The sequence below is a fragment of the Micromonospora sp. NPDC049048 genome, assembly GCF_043197615.1.
In the GTDB taxonomy this organism is placed as follows: Bacteria; Actinomycetota; Actinomycetes; order Mycobacteriales; family Micromonosporaceae; genus Micromonospora.
Genome location: NZ_JBICTM010000012.1, coordinates 117,137 through 136,436, shown reverse-complemented (window position 1 = coordinate 136,436; position 19,300 = coordinate 117,137). Strand labels below are relative to the sequence as shown.

Below are 19,300 nucleotides of genomic sequence, written 5' to 3'. Positions count from 1 at the left end.
GAAGACAGACCGGATCTGGCAGCGAAACCTGACGGGGGTCGACCTGATCGCCTTCGGACGGGTCCCGCGCCCAGGTTACCCCTTGCAGTGGCGGTGCACGCGGTGCTGGCCGGCGCAGTCACCACTCGTATCCCATGGCCGGGATGACCTCGCCGAGCGCTTCTTCGATGAACGCGCGGGTTTCCTCGTCGAACTGGCCGTTGCGGTTCGTCAGCTTGTGTGACTGAAACGTTGAAGAGGTGGCGAAGTCGTCGACGTCGAGCCGTGCGAACAGGGCGCGGCGCTGCCCGGGCCAGTCGGCTGCGAGATCCTCGGCTCTCACCTCGATGTATCGCCTGCCGGTCAGGTCGGCCGTGTTCTTCCAGGTGAGCCATCGGTGGTAGATCGGCTTGAGGTAGGCGAGCGCGCCCTCGACGGTGGGCGGTGCCCATGGCTGGGCCAGGTGGGACGCGAGCACTGAGACCGGGTGACGCTTGATGTGCACGATGGTCGCTTCGGGGACCAGTTCCCAGAGGAAGTCCATGCACAGCAGGTTGAACGGCGTCTTCTCGCACCAGGTCGGCTTGCCCGCGTCGGCGGCTGCTCCGCCGAACATGGTGTCGATCAGGCCTCGCAGGATTCCGAGCAGTTCGCCCCGGTCGCTGAAGTACCTGGGAAGTATGCGCCGGCGGCTGATGGGCGCGAACGGTCCGGCGGGCCGGTCGGCGTTTCCGAAGCCTTCCGGGGGCGCGGGTTCGTCGTACGTGTCCGCGATCAACTGCGGCCAGAGTCGTTGCACCGCGTCCCGGTAGCGCTGCTCGCCGACCAACTCGGGAACGGTCTTGCCGCGATCGTCGCGCCGGCCGGGCACTCGTACGGTGAGGAAGTCGCTCAGCCGGTGCAGGGCGTCCTCACCGACGGTGGGGTCGTACCGATGGGTGAGTGCGTCGGCCAGGTCCCGCAGGCCACCCGGGTCGACGAGAAACCTGGTCTCCATGGGAATCCGGTGGATCAGCGGATGCTCGCCGATGATGTCGGCGATCCGTGACGTCCCCGAACGACCCGTACCCGCGACGAAGATCGGTGAGGGGGAGGGCATGTCGAACAGTCAAAGTCCCACCGCGTCGCCCGCGCAAGCCATTTATCCTCTTCAGCCGCTGCTCTGGACCGGCGCCCGCCGCGCTGCGCCGCGTGCGCGTCGGACGGCACCCTCAACCGTCACGGGGCTGCGCCGTAGTCCGCGTCACCGGTCGTTGGTGCATCATGGCTTCTCATGTTCGTGGATCAGCGAAAGTTTCCCTTCCTGGCCGATCTGCGGGCACGGTGGGAGGCCATCCGGGATGAGTGCCTTGCCCTGCCGCGGGAGACCTATCAGCCGTGGGTGCAACGCGAGATGTACGGCCAGGGCTGGAGCGTGTACGGGCTTGTCGCCTTCGGGGAACGGATCGATGAGGCGCTCGAAGCATGCCCGAACACGGCCGCCGCGTTGACGAGGGTTCCTCACCTGACGACCGCTGGGTTTTCCCGGATGGCGCCCGGCACCCACATCAAGCCACATCAGGGGTGGGTCACGACCGTTTACCGCGCGCATCTCGCGCTGGTCGTGCCGGAGGACTGCGCACTGCGAGTGGGCGACGAGACCCGCCAGTGGCGCGAAGGTGAGACCTTCGTCTTCGACGACACCGTCACGCATGAGGCGTGGAACTACGGTTCCAGCGACCGCGTGGTGCTGTTGTTTGACTTCGCCCGTCCTGGCTATGAGGACGTGCCGCAGGACGAACTGCCGGCCTCGGTGGCAGGCTTCGTACGACGCGGTGGATGAGCGAGACATCCCCGTGCATCTCCACGGCCCTGCTTCATCCCGCTCTCCCGAGAACCCTGCCGATCGTCGGATGCTGCCCTGCGGGAAGTGGCTGCTGACGTCCTGGATCCGGGTGAGTTTGGCGTCCCGGTGCGGGTCGGTGGACTCCTTCCACGTTTGGTTCTCTGGAAGGTGATCCGGTGTCGGTGCAGGATCTGCCGCAGCCGTTCCCGCCCGATCCGGAGCCGGCGGGTGGCATGCGAGCTCAGGTGGTCTCGGCGAGCTTGCGGACGCTCCACCGGGTGAACGGCTGCCCAGCGCTTCGGGGCGGGTGCTGGCCGTCTCGACGATGAATTGTTCCTCGTCAGGGTTGATCTGGCGGGGACGGCCACCCGCCCACTGAGGGTCCAGGCTGGCCAACCCCATCTCGTTGAACCGGTGGGTGACCTGCCCAATCGTGTCCTAGTCGGCCTGAACGAGACGAGCGATTGCCGACACCGTATTCCCGCCGGCCGAGGCGAGCGCGATCATCGCCCGCCGTGGTCGGATCGGAGAGCCGGTACCTCTACGAGTAATCCTTCAGCAGTTGCTGCCCATCCTGGTCACGGAGCCGCCGAACGCGAACGAGTTCCGCCACCGCCACAGCCTGACCGCCACCCCACTACCGGCCTGGCACGCCAGATGGCGTGTCATCCGACGTCGCGAACGACGTGGGGCAGCAGCGGCGGGTCACGGAGACGTAAGGTGGGCGGTGATCTTCATCGGGAACCGGCGTTTCGGCCTGCTCTGGACCAGCACGTTACTGTCCAACCTGGGCAACTGGCTGATGATCGTCGCGGTGCCGGTCTACGTCTACACGATGACCGGGTCGACGCTCAGCAGTGGTTTCGCCTTCGTCGCGCAGACCCTGCCCGCGATCGTCTTTGCGCCCCTGGCCGGGGTGGTGGCCGACCGGTGGGACCGGCGCGCGGTCATGGTCGGGGCGGACCTGCTGCGCATGGTCATCGTGCTGGCGCTGCTCGTGGTCGACGATCCGGGCATGCTGTGGCTGCTCTACACGGCGATGTTCTTCGAGAGCGCGATCGGGCACTTCTTTCAGCCCGCGGCCCGAGCGGCGGTGCCCGCCATCGTCGGTCGGGGCGGTGACCTGGAAGCGGCGAACGCCTGGAACACGGTCGCGAGCGGCATCGTCCGCCTCGCTGGCGCGCCCCTGGGCGGCGCGCTCTACGCCCTCGTGGGTTTCGACGGCCTGGTGCTGATCGACTCCGCGACGTACCTGCTCTCAGCCGCGCTGATCTTCGGGATGGGCCCGCTGCGGGTGGCCGACAATGGGCGCCAGCCGGACAAGTCCTCCTGGCTGGCCGCCTTCTGGGAGCAGGCCCGGGAGGGCCTGGCCTTCCTCTTCAGGCACTCCGTACTCCGCGCGACGCTCCTCGTCTCCAGCCTCTTCCTGTTGGCCAACGCCGCTCTGAACGTGCTTCTGGTGCCGTACGTCCTCGACGTCCTCGGCGGCGACGCCAGCGACGTGGGCGTTCTGATGGCGGCACTCGGCGGCGGCTTCCTGGCCAGCGCATACGTCGGCAACATACTGTCCCGCAGCGGGCTTCTCCGACTGTCGTTCACCGGTTGTCTGGCGGCGATCACCCTCTGCTTCGCCGGGCTCTTCCTCATCCACCACTTCGTCGCCGCGCTGGTCTTCATCGCCCTGGCCGGTCTGCCCGGTGGCGCGTTGCTGATGCTGGTCCAGGTCCAAGTCCAACGCCAGACCCCGGACCGCCAACTCGGTCGGGTCGGATCCGCCTTCTCGGCCGCCGAGATGGCCGCGACCGTCGTCGGCGCGTCGGCGGGCAGCGTCGCCGGACAACACCTGCCCCTCACCACCACGGTCTGGCTCGTGATCGGCGTGTTGGCGGCCAGCGCGGTGCTCGCCGCCGTGCTGCTACCCACCCGGCCCGGACCGGCGGCAGCGGAACCGGAGGCTACAGCGGAACCGGCGATGGCGAAAACCGGTGACGATGCCTGAGCGGCATTCATCGCGGGCGTCGATCACCGCGACCCGATGGAGCCCAGACTGACGACGACCCCGCCATCGCGAGCTGACCGGTTGGTCCAGCGCCAGAGCGACACAGGCCAGCCGACCGTGCGTATCGCGGCTCGCGCGAATACCTGATCGAGCGCGCGTTCGCACGGTCCCTCGGCGCGAGCCTGGCGTGCCTGAGAAGTTGTTCGACCACCCAGGCCTGTCGGTGCCCGGGAAGGCAACTACAGCGTGAGCCGGGATGTACTCAACGGCGCCACCGGGTCAACTGGCGGAAACTGCTGACCGCCGGCCCGGCACCCCACCGCCGTACGGGCTCCGGTCGACTGACCGCCGGCCACCGGCGCCCGTCTGTGACCGTGCGGACAGCCGGAAACGCGTTCCTCCGATTGGCGTTCGCTGCGTAGGATCTCCGGCGATCAAGGGGGGTGGAACGGTGGGCGATTTCCAGCAGTTCGTGACGGATGTGACTTCGCGTCTGTCCACGATGTCCAGGGGTGAGTTGTACGCCGTCGGCGACGGTCTCGACCGGGACTCACTGTGGCTCACCTTTCTCGATTCCTTCCCCGCCGGCACCAATCTGCGGTTTCGTGAGCGATCCGAGTACGACTGCTCGACCTGCCGCGGTTTCATCAAGCACTTCGGCAACGTCGTCGAGATCCATGACGGGCGGGTCCGTACCGTCTGGTCCGGGGTGTCGGCATCCGACCCGGTCTTCTCCGTCGTCGCGGCCGCTCTGGACGAGTTCGTTCTTTCGCTGCCGTTGTCCACCATCTTCCGGTCCACTCAGGCGCAGTACGGGACGAAGACCACCCGAACGCTGCGCGACGGCCAGGTCGAGGTGTGGCACCACCTGCACGGCCGAGTGGAGAAGCGGCATCGCACCGAGGACGTCGGCGCGGCACAGAGCAGCTTTGACGCCGCGGTGCAGGTCTTCCAGCGTGGCCTGGCCGAGCTGACCCGGCACGCTCTGGACACCGTCGTCGACCTCGTCGACGACAACGGCCTCTACCGCGGTGCGGAGCATCGCCGGGCGGTGACCGAGTTCCGCTCGCTGCAGAACCGGTGGACCCAGGCGACCGACCGACGTGCCTTCGTCTTCGCCAACGCCATGAACCCGGCGGCCCGGTTCCGCAACACGGTGATCGGCACCCTCGTCCAGGATCTCTCCGCGGGCGTCGACCTGGAGCAGGCGGTCCGGTCGTTCGAGGCGAAGGTGGCGCCGCAGAATTACCAGCGCCCCACGGCGTTGATCACCCCGGCCATGGTCAAGGCCGCCATGAAGACCATTGACGAGCTGGGCATCGAGGAGTCGTTGCAGCGACGGTTCGCCCGACTGTCCGACGTGTCGGTCACCAACGTGCTGTGGGTCGACAACGACACACAGGCACGGATGAAGGACGGCATCGAAGGGCTGCTCATGCAGGCGGCCACCATGAAGTCGGCAGGTGCGCGCCTTCGCGACGCGAAGCCGGAGGAGATTCCCGTGGTCTCCTTCATCAAGGACATCCTGCCCGGCGCCACCACCATCGACCTGTGGGTCGCCAACACCTACGAGCCGCACCTCGTCAGTCTCACGACCGGCCGGCACCCGGCCGCACCGCGGTTGTTCAAGTGGGACAACGATTTCGGCTGGTCGTACGGCGGCAACGTCACCGACTCGATCAGGGAGAAGGTCAAGCGGGCCGGCGGCAACGTCACCGGCAAGCTGCGGGTGAGCCTGTCCTGGTTCAACCACGACGACCTGGACCTGCACGTGTACGAACCCAACGGCGATCACATCTGGTACCAGGAGAAGCGCAACAAGCTGGACGTCGACATGAACGCCAGCGGGCCGCTCTCCCGCGAGCCGGTGGAGAACGTCACCTGGACCGACCGTGTCCCCGACGGTGAGTACCGGATCGAGGTAAACCAGTACCGCAAGCGGGACAGCACCCAGGTCGGCTTCGTGATCGAGACCGAGAGCAACGGGAAGATCGAGCATTACAGCCACGAGCGCGCGGTCGGCCACAAGGAGACCGTCGAGGTGGGCCGGATGACGGTTGCCGGCGGGGTGATCACCGCTTTCCGGCCGGGTAAGGACGTGCAGCCGGGCAGTGCGGGCAGGGAGTTGTGGGGCATCACCACCGAACAGTTCGTACCGGTGTCCACCATCATGTACTCGCCGAACTACTTCGACGACAACGAGGTCGGCAACCGGCACTACTTCTTCATCCTGAAGGGGTGCGTGAACGACCAGCCGACGCGGGGGATCTACAACGAGTTCCTCCGCGGCGACCTGCAACCGCACCGCAAGGTGTTCGAGGTTCTCGGCGACCGCACCAAGTGCGAGCCGTCTCCGGATCAGCTGTCCGGCCTCGGCTTCAGCTCCACGGTCCGCAGCTCTGTGGTCGCCAAGGTGACCATGACCGGCGGCCGGCGCCGCCTCATCAGCATCCAGTTCTGATTTCCCTAGCCAGATATTCCAGAGAGGCTGCCGTGACCATTTTCGAGAAGGCCACGCGGGAGAAGTTCCGCTATCCGTCGGTCAAGGGACTGCTGACCACTGAACAGCTGTGGGAGCTTCCGCTGACCGCCAAGTCCGGCTTCAGCCTCGACGATGTGGCCAAGGCGGTCAACGCCGAGCTCAAGGCCGTCGACACTGAGTCGTTCGTGGCCACCGAGGCCAATCCAGCCAAGGCAACCTTGGAGACCAAGCTGGAGGTCGTCAAGCACGTCATCGCCGTCCGCCTCGCGGAGGACCAGGCGGCGAAGGCGGCGGCGGCCAGGAAGTTGGAGAAGGAGAAGCTGCTGGAGGTCCTGGCCCGCAAGCAGGACGCGGTCCTGGAAAACCTGACCGAGGCAGAGCTACTGGCCCGAATCAACAACCTGTAGCCCGCCGACAATCAGCGTCTGCCAGCGGACCCGCACATCGCCGAGAAGTACGGTCGCCATGCAAGACCTGTGCGGCCAGGCCGGCTCACGGCCACTTCTCGGCGATCCGCATCGGTACAACGGCAACCGCGACGCCCTCTCATCGGCACGACCGCGCACCGGAAGCAGCCGCCCACATGTCACACGTACCGTAACGCCCGGTCGGCGGCAGAAGCATGCACATGGCTTGGCCGACAGCTATCGACAACGGCGGCTGGTCCGCCAGGGCTGACATCTCGTTGGCAGCCTGAACCAGTGCAGCGGTCGCCCGTGACCGACTCGAACTGCGGAACGCTGCACGTGCGTACCCTGCAGCAACGCTTCGGCGTAGGAGATGGCCCAGCAGGCGAGGTTGGCCGGTTGGTCAGCGGTGCAGAGTTGGTCCGCCGCGAGAGGCGGCCCGCCGTCGCGAGGCTGGGTGCGGCATCCGTCGGGCCGGGGCGGTACTTCGACCTGGTAGCGGCAGAGGCGCCTGCGCCCGGACCCCACGGCTGTGATCGTATCGACCTACTTGCCCGACCGCCTATCGTGGACAGCGCGTTGCGTTGCAACTGATCGTCCGACCTGGGTGGTGTCTCGATGAGGTGGCAGCGTGGTTGATGGTGGGCGGCAGGAAAGGCTCCTCCGGGAGTTGTCGATTTCGCTGGTCAGCGGACTGATCCTCGCCATCGGCGGCAAGGTCTACGCCTCGTGGGCGGCGACCACATGGGCTACGTCGGTCTGGCTCGTGTTCTCGGCGATTGTCGCGGCCGGCGGGACGGCGTTCGCCGTCACCCGGTACCGCCAGCATTCCGGCCGGCGTCAGGTCTTCCTCCTTGTCTCGGCGTTTGTGCAGAAACACTGGGTCGCCGAACTGCTGGAGAACCTGATCCGGGCACTGGATCGGCACGGTGTCGACCTTGTCCTCAAGATCCCGCCGCACGAATACGGTGGGCACGGTCAGCTTCAACAGCTCGCTGAGCTCAGGAAGAACTCCCGGTCCTTCCTCGGTGGCTTCGTCATGGCGGCCGACTGCGCGGTCAACCATGTCGAGTTCGAACGATTCTGCCGTAGCTTACGCATCCCGATCGTGTTCGTCGACTCGTCACCTTTCGAGCACGTGCGCGAATACCCGGCGAACGTTGCATTCGTGGGGTGCGACGACGCCGAGATCGGCACCCGGTCAGCCGAATGCGTGGCCAAGATCCTGAAGGATCGAGAATTCCTTTGCCCGAACGTTCTCGTGGTCGCCAGCAGTGAGCATTCCGACCGGCAGAACTCCTTCGCAGCCCGGCTCCGAGCGGAGGTCGCATCCGTCGAAATAACCATCAACGACCAGGGCCGGTTCGATCGGGGCCGGGCCGCTGGGATAGTCGGCCAGACGCTGCAGGAGACTCACCGAAAGGGTGGCACCGTCCACGTCGTGTTCTGCACTAACGACGAGATGGCGCTGGGCGCTGTGGACGCGGTCCAGAAACGGGCGGCTGCCGGCGAAGACGTCGGGGACCTGGTGATCGTCGGGGTGGATGGCACTCGTGAGGCGATCGCGACGATCGACGCAGGCGGCACCTGGTTTCGGTCGACCGTCCTCCAAGACTCTGGCCGGGTGGCCGAGGCGGCGGTCAGCACCCTGCTCAAGCTCTGGGCGCATGAGCCTGCTGACATCAAGACGTTGATACCGACGACGACATATCCGCTCGGCAACGCTTCCTCGGAGCTGTGCGGCCCGAGGGCCGCAGGTAGAGCACCGCACCCCTGATCCCGTGAACCGGAAGTGGGAAAAGTCCGGTGAGTCTGAGTAGCCAGCGGCCCACTCTATTGTCTGATCCCGCACGGCCTGCTTCTCTCGGCACGTTCGCGCGTCGCCGCCCGTCAGCCGGCTGCGCTTCACGACGCCGTCTGCGGCATGAGCGTGCGCCTGACTCCCACATCGGCTGCAGGATCGTCGTCCTGGTGCTCAGCATCCCTGCATTCGTCAGGACGCGCCCGCCGTCGACCTAACCACGACCTTCGCACCCAAGAGTCCGAGGATCGTCGCGCTAACCTCCTCGGCAGGACTCGTTACCTTGTCGTACCCGGTCGAGGAGAGCCCCTACAGCCATAACACCGCTAACGCTACGGCAGTCGTGGCCCCACAGTCCGAACACCGCCACCGACTGCACGACATACGATCATCGACAATAGCGGATGCCCAGCACCTGGCGTGGGCATTGCCGGCGACGTAGATCGTGGTCGTATCCGGCACCGCCGGTGCTCTACGGGATCAACTCAGCCACGGAAAGCGCCTCGTCCAGCCGACCAGCGGCCAGATCGTCGTGACGGATCACGAAACTCCCGTCGCTCCGGTAATAGAACTCGTTATCGACCGGAAAGCGGGCGAGCGACACCCACTCGATCGTCAGCCGGTGCGTCTCCTTCTCCACATGGGAATACCATTTCGCGGCCGGGATGACGATCTCGCCGGTCTTCTCGCGCCACGCGAGGGTCTGCTCCGCAATACTCTTGATCACCTCCTCGTCGGCGTACCCGCCGATGTAGGCGCTGGCGTACCCGCTGTCAGGCGGCCAGAGATCGTTGGCCAGAGCACAGAGTTCGTCAAGGTGCGGCAGGTCACGCTCGAGGTCACGGGCCAACTGCTGCTGGAAGGGCGACAGGTCGTCCTCGTCCTCGTCGTCCTCGTCCGACCCGAACCAATCGGGGAACTCCGCGCGCAGCGTGGCGCCGACGTCGTACTGCTCGCCGGCGAACGCGTAGTCGGTGGATCCTGCCGCCACCTCGGTATCGGTGCCGGCCGGCACATACACGACTCGCCCGTACCTCCGCTCTCCGCTGGCAGCGGCCTGATCGTGGTCGAGGAAGAACAGCAGCGAGCCGTCTGCCGGCAGGGCGAAGCCGTCGACCCTTGGCAGCGCCGCACAATCGACCGAGAAGATGAACGGCAACGGACTGACCCCGTCGGACGGCCAGTCCATGCCCACCGGCAGCCGGGGCAACCCACCGAACTGCCCGACCGGAACACCGCTGGATCCTCCGCTCAACCGGATCGACAAACGGAGGTGCTGGCTGAACCGGCTGACCTCGTCGTCCGGGATGCCCACGGCGAGCGCTGCACGACGAAGCTGCCCCTGATGATCCATAGGGCGACATGGTGCCACGAGGGCGGGCCCGGCGACCCGGTGCCCACGGCCCGCACGCGCTGTCGTCGGCAGCGCTGCCGCCTGATCGGGTGCGCACATCTCGGCGGATCCGTGCACGTCAGCTGGCGGCGCGCGAGCTCGCCGAGCATCTGACCGAGGCGGCACTCGGGGTGGAGATCCGGCCCTTCGCAGGACGCAACCCCGCACGGGTGCGCCGGCTGGCCCTTCTCGTCATACCGGCTTCCGGATCGGTGACCCGGCGGGGCGTGAGTACCCACGCGGCGGGCACTGTCGGTGGCCGGCTCTATGGTGCGGCCATGACGATCAGAGACGGTTGGATCTCGTTCGATCTCGGGAGATTCCGCAGCCACGAGGCCGATTTCGCCACGTACAGCGGCAGCTCCCACACGGCGCTGCCGGCGCTTCCCCTCGGGCATCCAGGTGGTCTGCACAGCTGGATGCGGGAGTTGGTGCCACTCGGTGAACGTGCTGCCGGTCAGTACGGCCTGGACACACTGACCCACGGCGCGCCCGTGTCCGAGAATCAGGCGGCCCTGCCGGAGCAGTTCGTCGCGTTCATGGCTGATCCGGTACTGCGCGATTCGGTACCGACCTGTACGTCGTGTTACTGGGCTTCCGATCTTTCGCGGGCGCCGAGCCCTGTCCGCCATGGGGCACAGCTGGTGCGGTTCCTCAACGACCAGCAGGGTTGTCTGTTCTGGTATCTGCACCTGCTGCCAGACGGGCGCCACGAGGTGCTGTGCGGTGGTGAGGCGTACGACCTACGGGTGGTTCCCCGGGAGGAAGCGCATGAGGACCTGGTCCGGGTGGCCGACGACTTCGACCGGTTCATTGCCCGGTTCTGGATCGAGAACCTTGCCTGGTACGAGGTGGTGGGACAGAAGCGATCCGATGAGGATCTCTCCGAACCGGTCTGGGAGTACGTACGCCAATATGTGCCTGCGGACCCGTCGGCCGTTGGGTGACCAACAAACGGCGCGGTGGCATCCCACTACCAGCGCCGGCTCGTCACTACGCCAGCCGAAAGATCAAGTGACGTTGGAGTAGGAGTCGAGAGGAGCTACCCATGGGCATGGAGTTGATCGGACGCCGTCTGTCAGCTGATGAGCTGCGGACGGTGCTGGACGATCCGACGATGGTTGACCCGCTGCTCTTCGGCGACCTCGACGACGATGACGCCGGGATGCCCGATCCCGAGCTGGATCTGAACAAGTCCTGGCACGGCCTGCACTACCTGCTGACCGGTACCGCGTGGCAGATCCGTGACGGGGCCGGTGCGGCGATCCTCGGCGGCGAGACTGCGTCATGGCTGCGGCGGACATCTGCGGCGGGCCGGGCCTGGGCCTCCCAACCGGGTCGCCACAAAAACGGAAACTCCGGTATAACGAGCATGTTGTTCCGCTGGCCGGCATCGCCCCCCTCGGAGTGCCCATGACAACGCAGGTGCGTGACCGTCTCGACGAACTACTGCGGGCTGGCCAGGTCGGCGGTCTGCACGCCGTCGCGGCGGTTCGCGATGGTCACACCGTGCTGGAGTACTACGGGGCCGGTGAGGACTTCGCCTGGGGCGACTCGCTGGGCGTCGTCGAGTTCGGGCCCGGGGTCCTGCACGACATCCGGTCCGTCACCAAGAGCGTGACCGTCCTGTTGTACGGCATAGCGCTCGGCGAAGGGCTGGTCCCGTCGCCGGCGGAGCCGCTCCTGCAGCGGTTCCCGCAGTACCCCGACCTGGCGGCCGACCCCTGGCGGGCCCGGCTCACCGTCGAGCACGCACTGACAATGTCGCTGGGCGTGGAATGGTGCGAAGATCTCCCGTACAACAGCCCGACCAACGCCGAGATCGCGATGGAGCTGGCACCGGACCGGTACCGGTACATCCTGGAGCGGCCGATCCTCGAACCGCCCGGCACCCGATGGACCTACTGCGGCGGTGCCACGGCTCTGCTCGGCCGACTGATCGCCGACGGCACCGGGCAGTCGCTGCCGCAGTACGCGCAGGCCGTGCTGTTCGCGCCGCTGGGCATCGGCAGCTTCGAGTGGATGACCGGCGCGGACGCGGTGGCCTCCGCCGCGTCAGGGCTGCGACTCGCGCCCCGCGACCTGGCCCGCCTCGGCGAGCTGGTGCTGGCCGAGGGAACCTGGGACGGCCAGCGGATCGTCCCCGCCGACTGGATCCACACGATGCTCCAGCCACGCCTGCAGACCAGCTGGGGCGCGCGGTACGGCTACCAGTGGTACATCGAATCCATCGAGGGCCATCGGCTGGTGGCCGGCATGGGCAACGGCGGCCAACGGCTGTTCGTCATGCCCGACCTGGACCTCACCGTGGCCATCACCGCCGGCAACTACGACGACCCCGACCAGTGGCGGACCCCGCTCACGGTGCTGGAACGGGTCATCCTTCCCGCGATGGCGTGACGGCGCCGCGCCCGACCAACGTCCGGTCACCGGCAGCAGCGGCCGACAGCGACGAGAGGCCAGGTGGCGGGGCTTGGGCCGGGCTGGTGGCGGCGCGACAGGTGCTCGGCCGCCCACGACAGACGCTCGGCGGGGACAACCCGGCCGAGCGTCTGCGTGATCTGTCGACGACCAACTGAGCCGTCAGGTGTTGCGAGGCCGTCCGGAAAACCGCCCCAGCAGCCCGGCTCCGTCGGCCTGTGCGCCGACGGCTTTCCCGCTCACCCCTGACGACGGGTAGGCGGTCAGGACGGGAAGAGCTCCCGGTAGACGGCAGCGGTGCCGAACGACTGCCCCCGGTAGTGCGACACGAAGCTGCCCGTGACGACGCCGAGGGATCCGGTCAGCGTGGCGTCCACCAGGTAGTCGGGATGGACGCCGTCGGAGCTCGTCCGGCGTTCGAAGCGCACCGTCAGGACGTCGCCCTCGCGTACGTCGAGGTTCTCGTCGAACAGCGGAAGATAGGCGGGCGTCCAGTTGGTCTTGCCCAGGAGCGAGTCGATCGTCGTGTCGGCCCCGAGACCGGCGTCCAGCCGGATCCAGCACAGCAGCCCGTCGACCCTTCCGGCCCGCTCGATCCGCAGCTCCACCTCGATCGTGGCGTCGAGTTGTTCCGGACGGTCGAACCGCAGCTGCTCCACGACCCCGCCGCTCGACAGGACGCAGTTCGGATCAGGGTTGACGACCGTCAGACGCAGGTCGAAGGGGCCGCCGTTGAAATCGAAGATCTGACGGACGTACGGCAGCGCGTCGCTGGAGAAGGCGAGGCCCTCAGGGAACAGATCGCGCAGGGAGACCGGGGCGACGAGCGTGGTGCAGGCGGCCGGGACCACCACCGCGCCGGGGTTCAGCAGCCGTGCGTGCGCGTCCGCCATCGCCGCCAGCATCCCCTCCGAGCTGGCGAACGAGCCGATGAGCTCGGCGACGCAGACGTCCGCCCGGGGATCGAGGTCGTGGTCGAAGGACACCCCGTAGCGAAGTTCGATCTTCTCCCGCTCCGGTGCCCGGGCCAGCCGCTGCGTCGCGACGGCATGGCTGCGGGGCATGGCTTCCAGGGCGACGACACTTTCGGCCCCCTGACGGGCGGCCTCCAGCGCCCAGTGGACGTTCTCCCCGGTGCCGATGTCGAGCACCCGGCGATCCGGGCAGGCCGGCAGCAAGGCCGCCCGGAAGGCGTCGTTCCGGACGGTGTCGTTGCTCATCGCATAGTAGAGGTACGGATCGTAGATGGGATATTCGCCGACCGAGGGCCAGATGTCCGGGCGGCTGCCGTACCCGGGTGAAGAGTCGACCGCGATGGCGATACGGCCATCCCGGTGATCGTAGGTTGCTCGGCTCAACGCCATGGTTCTTCCCTTGATTCGTGTGGCCGCACCCGTGGTCGGGCGGAGCCGCCTGCCTGCGCGCCGCGACAGCCTAAGACCGGTGCGGCCGGTGATCCGCGGAGGTTCGCGGTGACGGCCTGGTAGCCGGCGGCCACCAGCGCTGGCGCCTGCCGGGTGTGCCAGGTGTCGCCCGAGGTCGCTGCCGGTGGAGGCATGAGCACGGGGCACATCCTTCGCCACTGGACCGCCAGGCCAGCGACACCGGGTTTCACGTCAGGCATGCGTCGAGATGATGCGATCCGTCTGCGCTGGTCAAGGTGGTGACGAGTTCTCGCCAACGTTCTTCGGCAGCGTTGATGCCCGGTCATCGCTCGGCCAGGCTGTACGGCGTGCGACACCTCACCTCGGTTGACAATCTGAGCGATGACGAGTTGTACCGGCTCGTCCGGCGATCCGCCTGGTACGCGGAGCAAGGTGAGGCCGTCGGGCAGCCGCTGCGCGGCCGGGTCGTCGGCAGCTACTTCCGGGCGACCTCGACCCGGACCCGGACGGCCTTCGCTTCGGCGGCGCTGAGGCTCGGTGCGGCCCACATCGCCTACGGTCCGCACGATCTCCAGCTCAACACCGGCGAGACCATGGCGGACACGGCCCGGGTGCTCGGCACGATGCTGGACGCGCTGGTGGTCCGTACCGCCGGAGACCCGGCGGAACTGGCCGCCCTCACCGCGCAGGACGGCATGGCCGTGGTGAACGCGATGACGGCCGACGAACACCCGACCCAGGCCATCGCGGACCTGTCCATGATCGAGTTGCAGTTCGGGCGGGTCGACGGCATCCGCATCCTGTACGTGGGCGAGGGCAACAACACCGCTGCCGCGCTCGCGCTGGCGCTGGCCCGGTTCCGCGACGTCAGTCTCTGCCTGGCCACCCCCCGGGGATACGGGCTGGACCCGGCGCTGCTCGCCCGCGCCCAGCGCGCGGCGCAGGCCAACGCCAGCAGCATCACCGAGACGCACGAGCTGGCGGCCGGGCCGTCCGAGGCCGACGTCGTCTACACCACGCGCTGGCAGACGACGGGGACGTCCAAGCCGGATCCGAACTGGCGGGACACGTTCGCGCCGTTCCAGGTCGACGGTGCACTGATGGCCCGGTACCCGGAGGCGGTGTTCATGCACGACCTCCCGGCACACCGTGGGGAGGAAGTGACCAGCGCAGTCCTCGACGGGCCGGACAGCATCGCCTTCCGCCAGGCGGAGCAGAAGTTCCACAGCGCGAAGGCGGTTCTGGAGTGGTGCGTCGGCGGGACCGACAGCCGGTGAGTTGCCACAGCCAGTTCCGCACGGTCGTCGCGGACCGGCCGGACGCACCCGCGGTGGTCGACGGTCCGCGGATCCTGACCTACGCGGAACTCGACCGCCGCGCGGACGCGGTGGCGGGACTGCTGCGCGGTCACGGGGTCGGCCCGGAGTCGCTCGTCGCGATCATGGTGGATCGTTCGGCCGCGCTGCCGGCGTGCGTACTCGGTGTCTGGCAGTCAGGTGCCGCCTACATCGCCCTGGACCCGCACACGCCGCGTAGGAGGCTGCGGTCGATCGGCGGCAGGCTGCGGCCGGCCGCCGTCCTCACCGACTCGGGACTGCGCCGACGAGCGGACGCGCTGGGCGCTCCCGCGCTGGTCGTCGACGATCTGTGCGCGCAGGACGACGACGGTGGCGCAGACGGCGTCCGCGACCGTGCGGCGGCGTCGCCGGCGGCACCGGTGCACCCCGACAACCTGGCCTACGTCATCCACACCTCCGGGTCGACCGGCCAGCCGAAGGCCGTCGCCGTCAGCCACCGGTCGCTGCTGTCCCTGGTCGACTCCTACCGCCGGCTGTACGGCGTGGGGGAGAAGGTCACCAGGGTTCTCCAGCTCGCCGGCTTCGGCTTCGACGTCGCCACCGCCGACTTCGCGCGTACCCTGCTCACCGGCGGGTGCCTGGTGATGTGCCCGGAGCAGACGGTGCTCAGCCCGCCGGACCTGGTCCGGCTCATCCGCGCCGCCGACGTCGAGTACGTCGAGATCACCCCCTCGGTGCTCCGCCCGCTCGTGGCGCACCTGGCGGCCGCCGGGGAGCGGCTGGACAGCCTGACCTACCTCGTCGTCGGTGGCGAGCTCTGGTCCGGGGCCGAGTACCGTGCGGCCCGTGCGGTCACCGGCCCGGGTGTCCGGATCTTCAACACCTGCGGTCTGACCGAGGTCACGGTCGACAACACCTGGTACGAGACGGACGTCGACGCCGGCTACGCCCAGGGCAGCGTGCCGATCGGCACACCCTTCGCCTCGACCGAGGTGCTGGTGCTGGACGAGGACCTGCAGCCGGCGCGGCACGGCGAGTTGTACCTCGGCGGCGATCAGGTCGCGCGCGGGTACCTGGGCGATCCGGCCGCGACCGCGGCCCGCTTCGTGCCCGCTCCGGACGGGCCGCCGGGAGCCCGCCTCTACCGCACCGGAGACGTCGTCAGCTACGACGCCGACGACGTTCTGGTGCACCAGGGGCGCCTCGACGACGTCGTCAAGGTCAACGGCGTCCGGGTCAGTCTCGCGGAGGTGCAGACCGCCCTGGCCGACTGCCCGGGTGTGGGCGCGGCCCGGGTGGACCTGCTCGAACACGACGCGCGGACGGTGCTCGCGGCCTACCTGGTCGCGGCCGATCCGACCGCCGAGCTGGACGTCGCCGAGGTGCGTCGGTGGATCGCCGCGCGCCTGCCCCGGGCGATGGTGCCGACCGTGATGGCGGTCGTGCCGGTCCTGCCGACGACCTCCGGCGGCAAGGTCGACCTGACCGCGTTGCGGTCCGAGGTGGCCGCCGGAGGGTTCGAGGCGGTGCCGGCCGAGGAGACCGCGCACGGTCCTCGCGAGGCGCTGCGGCGGATCTGGTCGCAACTGCTCGCCGCCGACCGGGTACGCGGCACCGACGACTTCTTCGACTGCGGTGGGGACTCGCTCCGCGCGGCGGAACTGGTGATCCGGGTCCGCGCCGAGCTGGGCGTGGACCTGCCGCCCGGTGTGCTCTTCACCCAGCCCACCTTCGGCGAGCTGGCCGGACTGGTCAGCCGGGCCGTCGCCGCCGAACCGGTTCCGGTCGACCCGGCCGCCCTGGTCGGTCCGCTCGCTCCCGAGCAGCAGCGACTGTGGCTGCTGGACAAGACGGACAAGGCCTCCTCGGCGTACAACATCCCGGTCGTCCTCGCCCTGCGCGGACAGGTGGACGTGCCCGCGTTGACTGCCGCCGTCGCTGGTCTGGTTCGCCGTCACCGCGCGCTGCGCACGGCGTTCGAGGTCCATGACGGCCGGCCCCGGCAGCGGGTGCAGGACCCGGTCGCACCGCCGTTGCGTCAGGTCGAGGTGGCCGGCCCGCAGGAGGCCGAGGAGTGGATCACCGCCGAGATCCGGCGTCCGTTCGACCTGGCCCGGCCGCCGATGCTGCGGGCCGCCCTGGTCCGGCTGCCCGACGCGGAATCCCGGCTGGTGCTCACCCTGCATCATCTCGTCGCCGACGGGCAGAGCGTCCGGATCATTCTCGACGACCTGGGCCGGCACTACCGGGCCGCCGTCGCCGGGGACCCTCCGCCGGCCGATCCACCGGGCTCGTTGACCTATCTCGACTACAGCGCCTGGCAGGCTCGCCGGCTCGCGGCCGGAGCCTACGACGGGCAGCTCGCCGAACTCGTCGAACGGCTGGACGGCTGCGCCCCGGCGGAGCGCTTCCCAGCCCCGGCTGACGACCTGCCCGGGACGGTCACCCACCGCCGTGACCTCGACGTGGACCGGACGGCCGAGCTCAGGGAGCTGGCGACCGAGTACCGGAGCACCATGTTCGTGACGCTGCTGGCCGCCTACGCCGGCCTGCTGCGCCGGTGGAGCGGGCAGGACGAGATCCTGGTCGGGGCGCCGTTCGGTGCCCGTACCGTGCCGGGCACCGAATCGCTCGTGGGGTTCTTCGTCAGCACCGCCGCGCTGCGGGTGACCCTGCCCGAGGCGCCCTCGTACGCGGACCTGATCCGCGCGGCGAGAGCGGCGGTGGCGCACGCGGCCGCCAACCCGGACGTGCCCTTCGAGGTGCTGCACCACCATCTGCGCAGACGCGGGACGGACCTGTCCTTCACCTCCTGGTTCAACTTCCTCGGCGGCCCGGACATCGCCCCGGAGCTGCCCGGCCTCACCACCCGCGTGATCGACCAGGACCCGGCGGGGGCGATCTTCGACCTGAACGTCTACCTCACCGATCTCGGTGACCGGATCGCGGTGACCGTCGTGCACGACCGGGCGACGATCGAGCCCCGCCTCGGCGCGGAACTGCTCGACCAGTTCATCGAGCTCCTGTCAGCGATGTCGATCGACCCCGAGCTGCCGCTCGACGGGCAGGTCCCGGCCGCCGGTCGCGGTGCGCCGGCACCTGCCGCGCTCCTGACCCCGGGGCCGGACCACGCCGGAAAGGTCGTGGTCAGCACGCGCTTCGCGGAGCAGTCGCAGCGCGTGCCGGAGGCGACGGCCCTGAGCGCGTCCGGCGGCACGCTCACCTATCGCGAGCTCGGCGACTGGGTCGGCGCCATCGCCCAGGACCTGTCGCTCGGCGAGGTGCACCGTCGGGACCTCGTAGCGGTGTTCGCGCCGCGCGGCGTCGCACTGGTCGCGGCGTTGCTGGCCGTCTCGTCGGTCGGCGCGCGGTTCTGCGTCCTGGACCCTGGATATCCGCCCGCCCGGCTGGTGGCGCAACTCCGCGAGATCGCGCAGGCCCGAGCCATCCTCGTCGAGGGTGATCTGCCGTCCGCTCTCGCCGCGATCGCCCCGACCGTGATCCAGGTCGGCCCGGTCCGCGGCGGTGACCGGTTCTCCCCGATGGCCGGCCCGGCCGGTCACGTGGGCTTCACCTCGGGTACGACGGGCAGACCGCGCGTCGTGCGGGCCGGCGACGCACCGCTGGCCCACTTCCTGGCCCGCTACACCGCGGAGTTCGGCCTCGGGCCGGCCGACCGGTTCGCCCTGCTCTCCGGTCTCGGCCACGACCCGTTGCTGCGGGACGTCTTCGCGCCGCTGACCGTCGGTGCCACGCTCTGCGTACCGCCCGAGGAGGTGATCCGTTCCCCGCACGAGCTGCACGCCTGGCTCGTCCGGGAGCGCGTCACCGTCGTCCACCTGACGCCACAGCTGTTGCGGCTGCTCCTGGTCGCGAACCTGCCGCTGCCGCACCTGCGGCTCGCCGTCGTCGCCGGCGACCAGCTCTTCGCCGGTGACGTCACCGGAATCCGGCGGTCGGCCCCGGGAGTGACGGTGGTCAACGCCTACGGGGCCACCGAAACTCCGCAGGTCGCGGCCTGGTCGGTGATCCGGCCGGGTCAGCCGGTGGGCCGACCGGATCGCCGGATACCGGTCGATTCCGGCATCTACGGCGGCGGCGTCGTCGTGCTGGGCGGGCACGGCCGTCCGGCCGCGGTGGGGGAGCGCGGTCGCATCGTGGTACGCGGCGAGTCGCTCGCCGAGGGGTGCGGTCCGGAATACCACACCGGCGACCTGGGCCGGGCGCTGCCGGACGGCATGATCGAGGTGCTCGGCCGGGACGACGGCCAGGTCAAGATCGCCGGATACCGGGTCGAACTCCAGGACGTG

At 68.8% G+C, this 19,300-nt stretch carries 13 protein-coding genes (1 of these 13 only partly in view); 10 read left to right on the top strand and 3 right to left on the bottom strand.

Annotated elements, in window-relative coordinates; genetic code table 11:
- Positions 1-118 precede the first annotated feature (118 nt).
- A complete protein-coding gene (locus ACGFIG_RS29310; RefSeq protein WP_393008381.1) occupies positions 119-1,078 on the bottom strand; it encodes a sulfotransferase family protein in 960 nt (319 codons plus the stop codon).
- Positions 1,079-1,252: 174 nt separating this feature from the next.
- Between ACGFIG_RS29310 and ACGFIG_RS29305 the strand changes: the two genes are divergently transcribed.
- From ACGFIG_RS29305 to ACGFIG_RS29285, 5 genes are all read left to right on the top strand, one after another.
- The gene (locus ACGFIG_RS29305) at positions 1,253-1,801 is read left to right on the top strand and encodes an aspartyl/asparaginyl beta-hydroxylase domain-containing protein (protein ID WP_393008379.1); all 549 of its coding nucleotides are present in this window, start codon (positions 1,253-1,255) and stop codon (positions 1,799-1,801) included.
- A 730-nt stretch (positions 1,802-2,531) separates the two neighbouring features.
- Positions 2,532-3,803, top strand: a complete 1,272-nt coding sequence (locus ACGFIG_RS29300) for an MFS transporter (RefSeq protein WP_393008377.1) — start codon at positions 2,532-2,534, stop codon at positions 3,801-3,803.
- 451 nt (positions 3,804-4,254) lie between these two features.
- A complete protein-coding gene (locus ACGFIG_RS29295) occupies positions 4,255-6,264 on the top strand; it encodes a hypothetical protein (protein ID WP_393008375.1) in 2,010 nt (669 codons plus the stop codon).
- Positions 6,265-6,296: 32 nt separating this feature from the next.
- Positions 6,297-6,692 carry a hypothetical protein gene (locus ACGFIG_RS29290; protein WP_393008373.1) on the top strand — a complete coding sequence of 132 codons (396 nt, stop codon included), beginning with the start codon at positions 6,297-6,299 and terminating at the stop codon, positions 6,690-6,692.
- Between the two features lie 631 nt (positions 6,693-7,323).
- Entirely contained in the window at positions 7,324-8,469 is a 1,146-nt protein-coding gene (locus ACGFIG_RS29285) for a substrate-binding domain-containing protein (protein ID WP_393008371.1), read from the top strand.
- A 496-nt stretch (positions 8,470-8,965) separates the two neighbouring features.
- Here ACGFIG_RS29285 and ACGFIG_RS29280 read toward each other — a convergent pair whose 3' ends face one another.
- Positions 8,966-9,847, bottom strand: a complete 882-nt coding sequence (locus ACGFIG_RS29280; protein ID WP_393008369.1) for a DUF1963 domain-containing protein — start codon at positions 9,845-9,847, stop codon at positions 8,966-8,968.
- An 89-nt stretch (positions 9,848-9,936) separates the two neighbouring features.
- On the opposite strand from ACGFIG_RS29280, the gene ACGFIG_RS29275 reads away from it, so the two are divergent.
- From ACGFIG_RS29275 to ACGFIG_RS29265, 3 genes are all read left to right on the top strand, one after another.
- Complete coding sequence (locus ACGFIG_RS29275) at positions 9,937-10,833, top strand: hypothetical protein (protein WP_393008367.1); 897 nt, start codon at positions 9,937-9,939, stop codon at positions 10,831-10,833.
- Between the two features lie 101 nt (positions 10,834-10,934).
- The gene (locus ACGFIG_RS29270) at positions 10,935-11,303 is read left to right on the top strand and encodes a DUF1877 family protein (RefSeq protein WP_393008365.1); all 369 of its coding nucleotides are present in this window, start codon (positions 10,935-10,937) and stop codon (positions 11,301-11,303) included.
- Entirely contained in the window at positions 11,300-12,286 is a 987-nt protein-coding gene (locus ACGFIG_RS29265) for a serine hydrolase domain-containing protein (protein ID WP_393008363.1), read from the top strand. Before ACGFIG_RS29270 ends, ACGFIG_RS29265 begins: the two co-directional genes overlap by 4 nt.
- Before the next feature lie 284 nt (positions 12,287-12,570).
- Here ACGFIG_RS29265 and ACGFIG_RS29260 read toward each other — a convergent pair whose 3' ends face one another.
- Positions 12,571-13,527 (bottom strand): hypothetical protein, encoded by a 957-nt coding sequence (locus tag ACGFIG_RS29260; protein ID WP_393008361.1) that lies wholly within the window; start codon positions 13,525-13,527, stop codon positions 12,571-12,573.
- Positions 13,528-14,039: 512 nt separating this feature from the next.
- Here ACGFIG_RS29260 and ACGFIG_RS29255 point away from each other — a divergent pair.
- Both ACGFIG_RS29255 and ACGFIG_RS29250 read left to right on the top strand, forming a co-directional pair.
- Positions 14,040-14,969 (top strand): ornithine carbamoyltransferase, encoded by a 930-nt coding sequence (locus tag ACGFIG_RS29255; protein WP_393008359.1) that lies wholly within the window; start codon positions 14,040-14,042, stop codon positions 14,967-14,969.
- Positions 14,966-19,300 carry the 5' portion of an amino acid adenylation domain-containing protein gene (locus ACGFIG_RS29250; RefSeq protein WP_393008357.1) on the top strand. It continues 615 nt past the right edge of the window, so 4,335 of the gene's 4,950 nt are visible here — the first part of the coding sequence; the start codon lies at positions 14,966-14,968; its stop codon lies beyond the right edge, outside the window. The genes ACGFIG_RS29255 and ACGFIG_RS29250 overlap by 4 nt, the downstream gene beginning before the upstream one ends.

Coding starts and splice junctions, on each gene's coding strand:
- ACGFIG_RS29270 (WP_393008365.1), top strand. CDS start 10,935: ATGGGCATGGAGTTGATCGGACGCCGTCTGTCAGCTGATGAGCTGCGG.
- ACGFIG_RS29280 (WP_393008369.1), bottom strand. CDS start 9,847: ATGGATCATCAGGGGCAGCTTCGTCGTGCAGCGCTCGCCGTGGGCATC.
- ACGFIG_RS29310 (WP_393008381.1), bottom strand. CDS start 1,078: ATGCCCTCCCCCTCACCGATCTTCGTCGCGGGTACGGGTCGTTCGGGG.
- ACGFIG_RS29260 (WP_393008361.1), bottom strand. CDS start 13,527: ATGAGCAACGACACCGTCCGGAACGACGCCTTCCGGGCGGCCTTGCTG.
- ACGFIG_RS29305 (WP_393008379.1), top strand. CDS start 1,253: ATGTTCGTGGATCAGCGAAAGTTTCCCTTCCTGGCCGATCTGCGGGCA.
- ACGFIG_RS29265 (WP_393008363.1), top strand. CDS start 11,300: ATGACAACGCAGGTGCGTGACCGTCTCGACGAACTACTGCGGGCTGGC.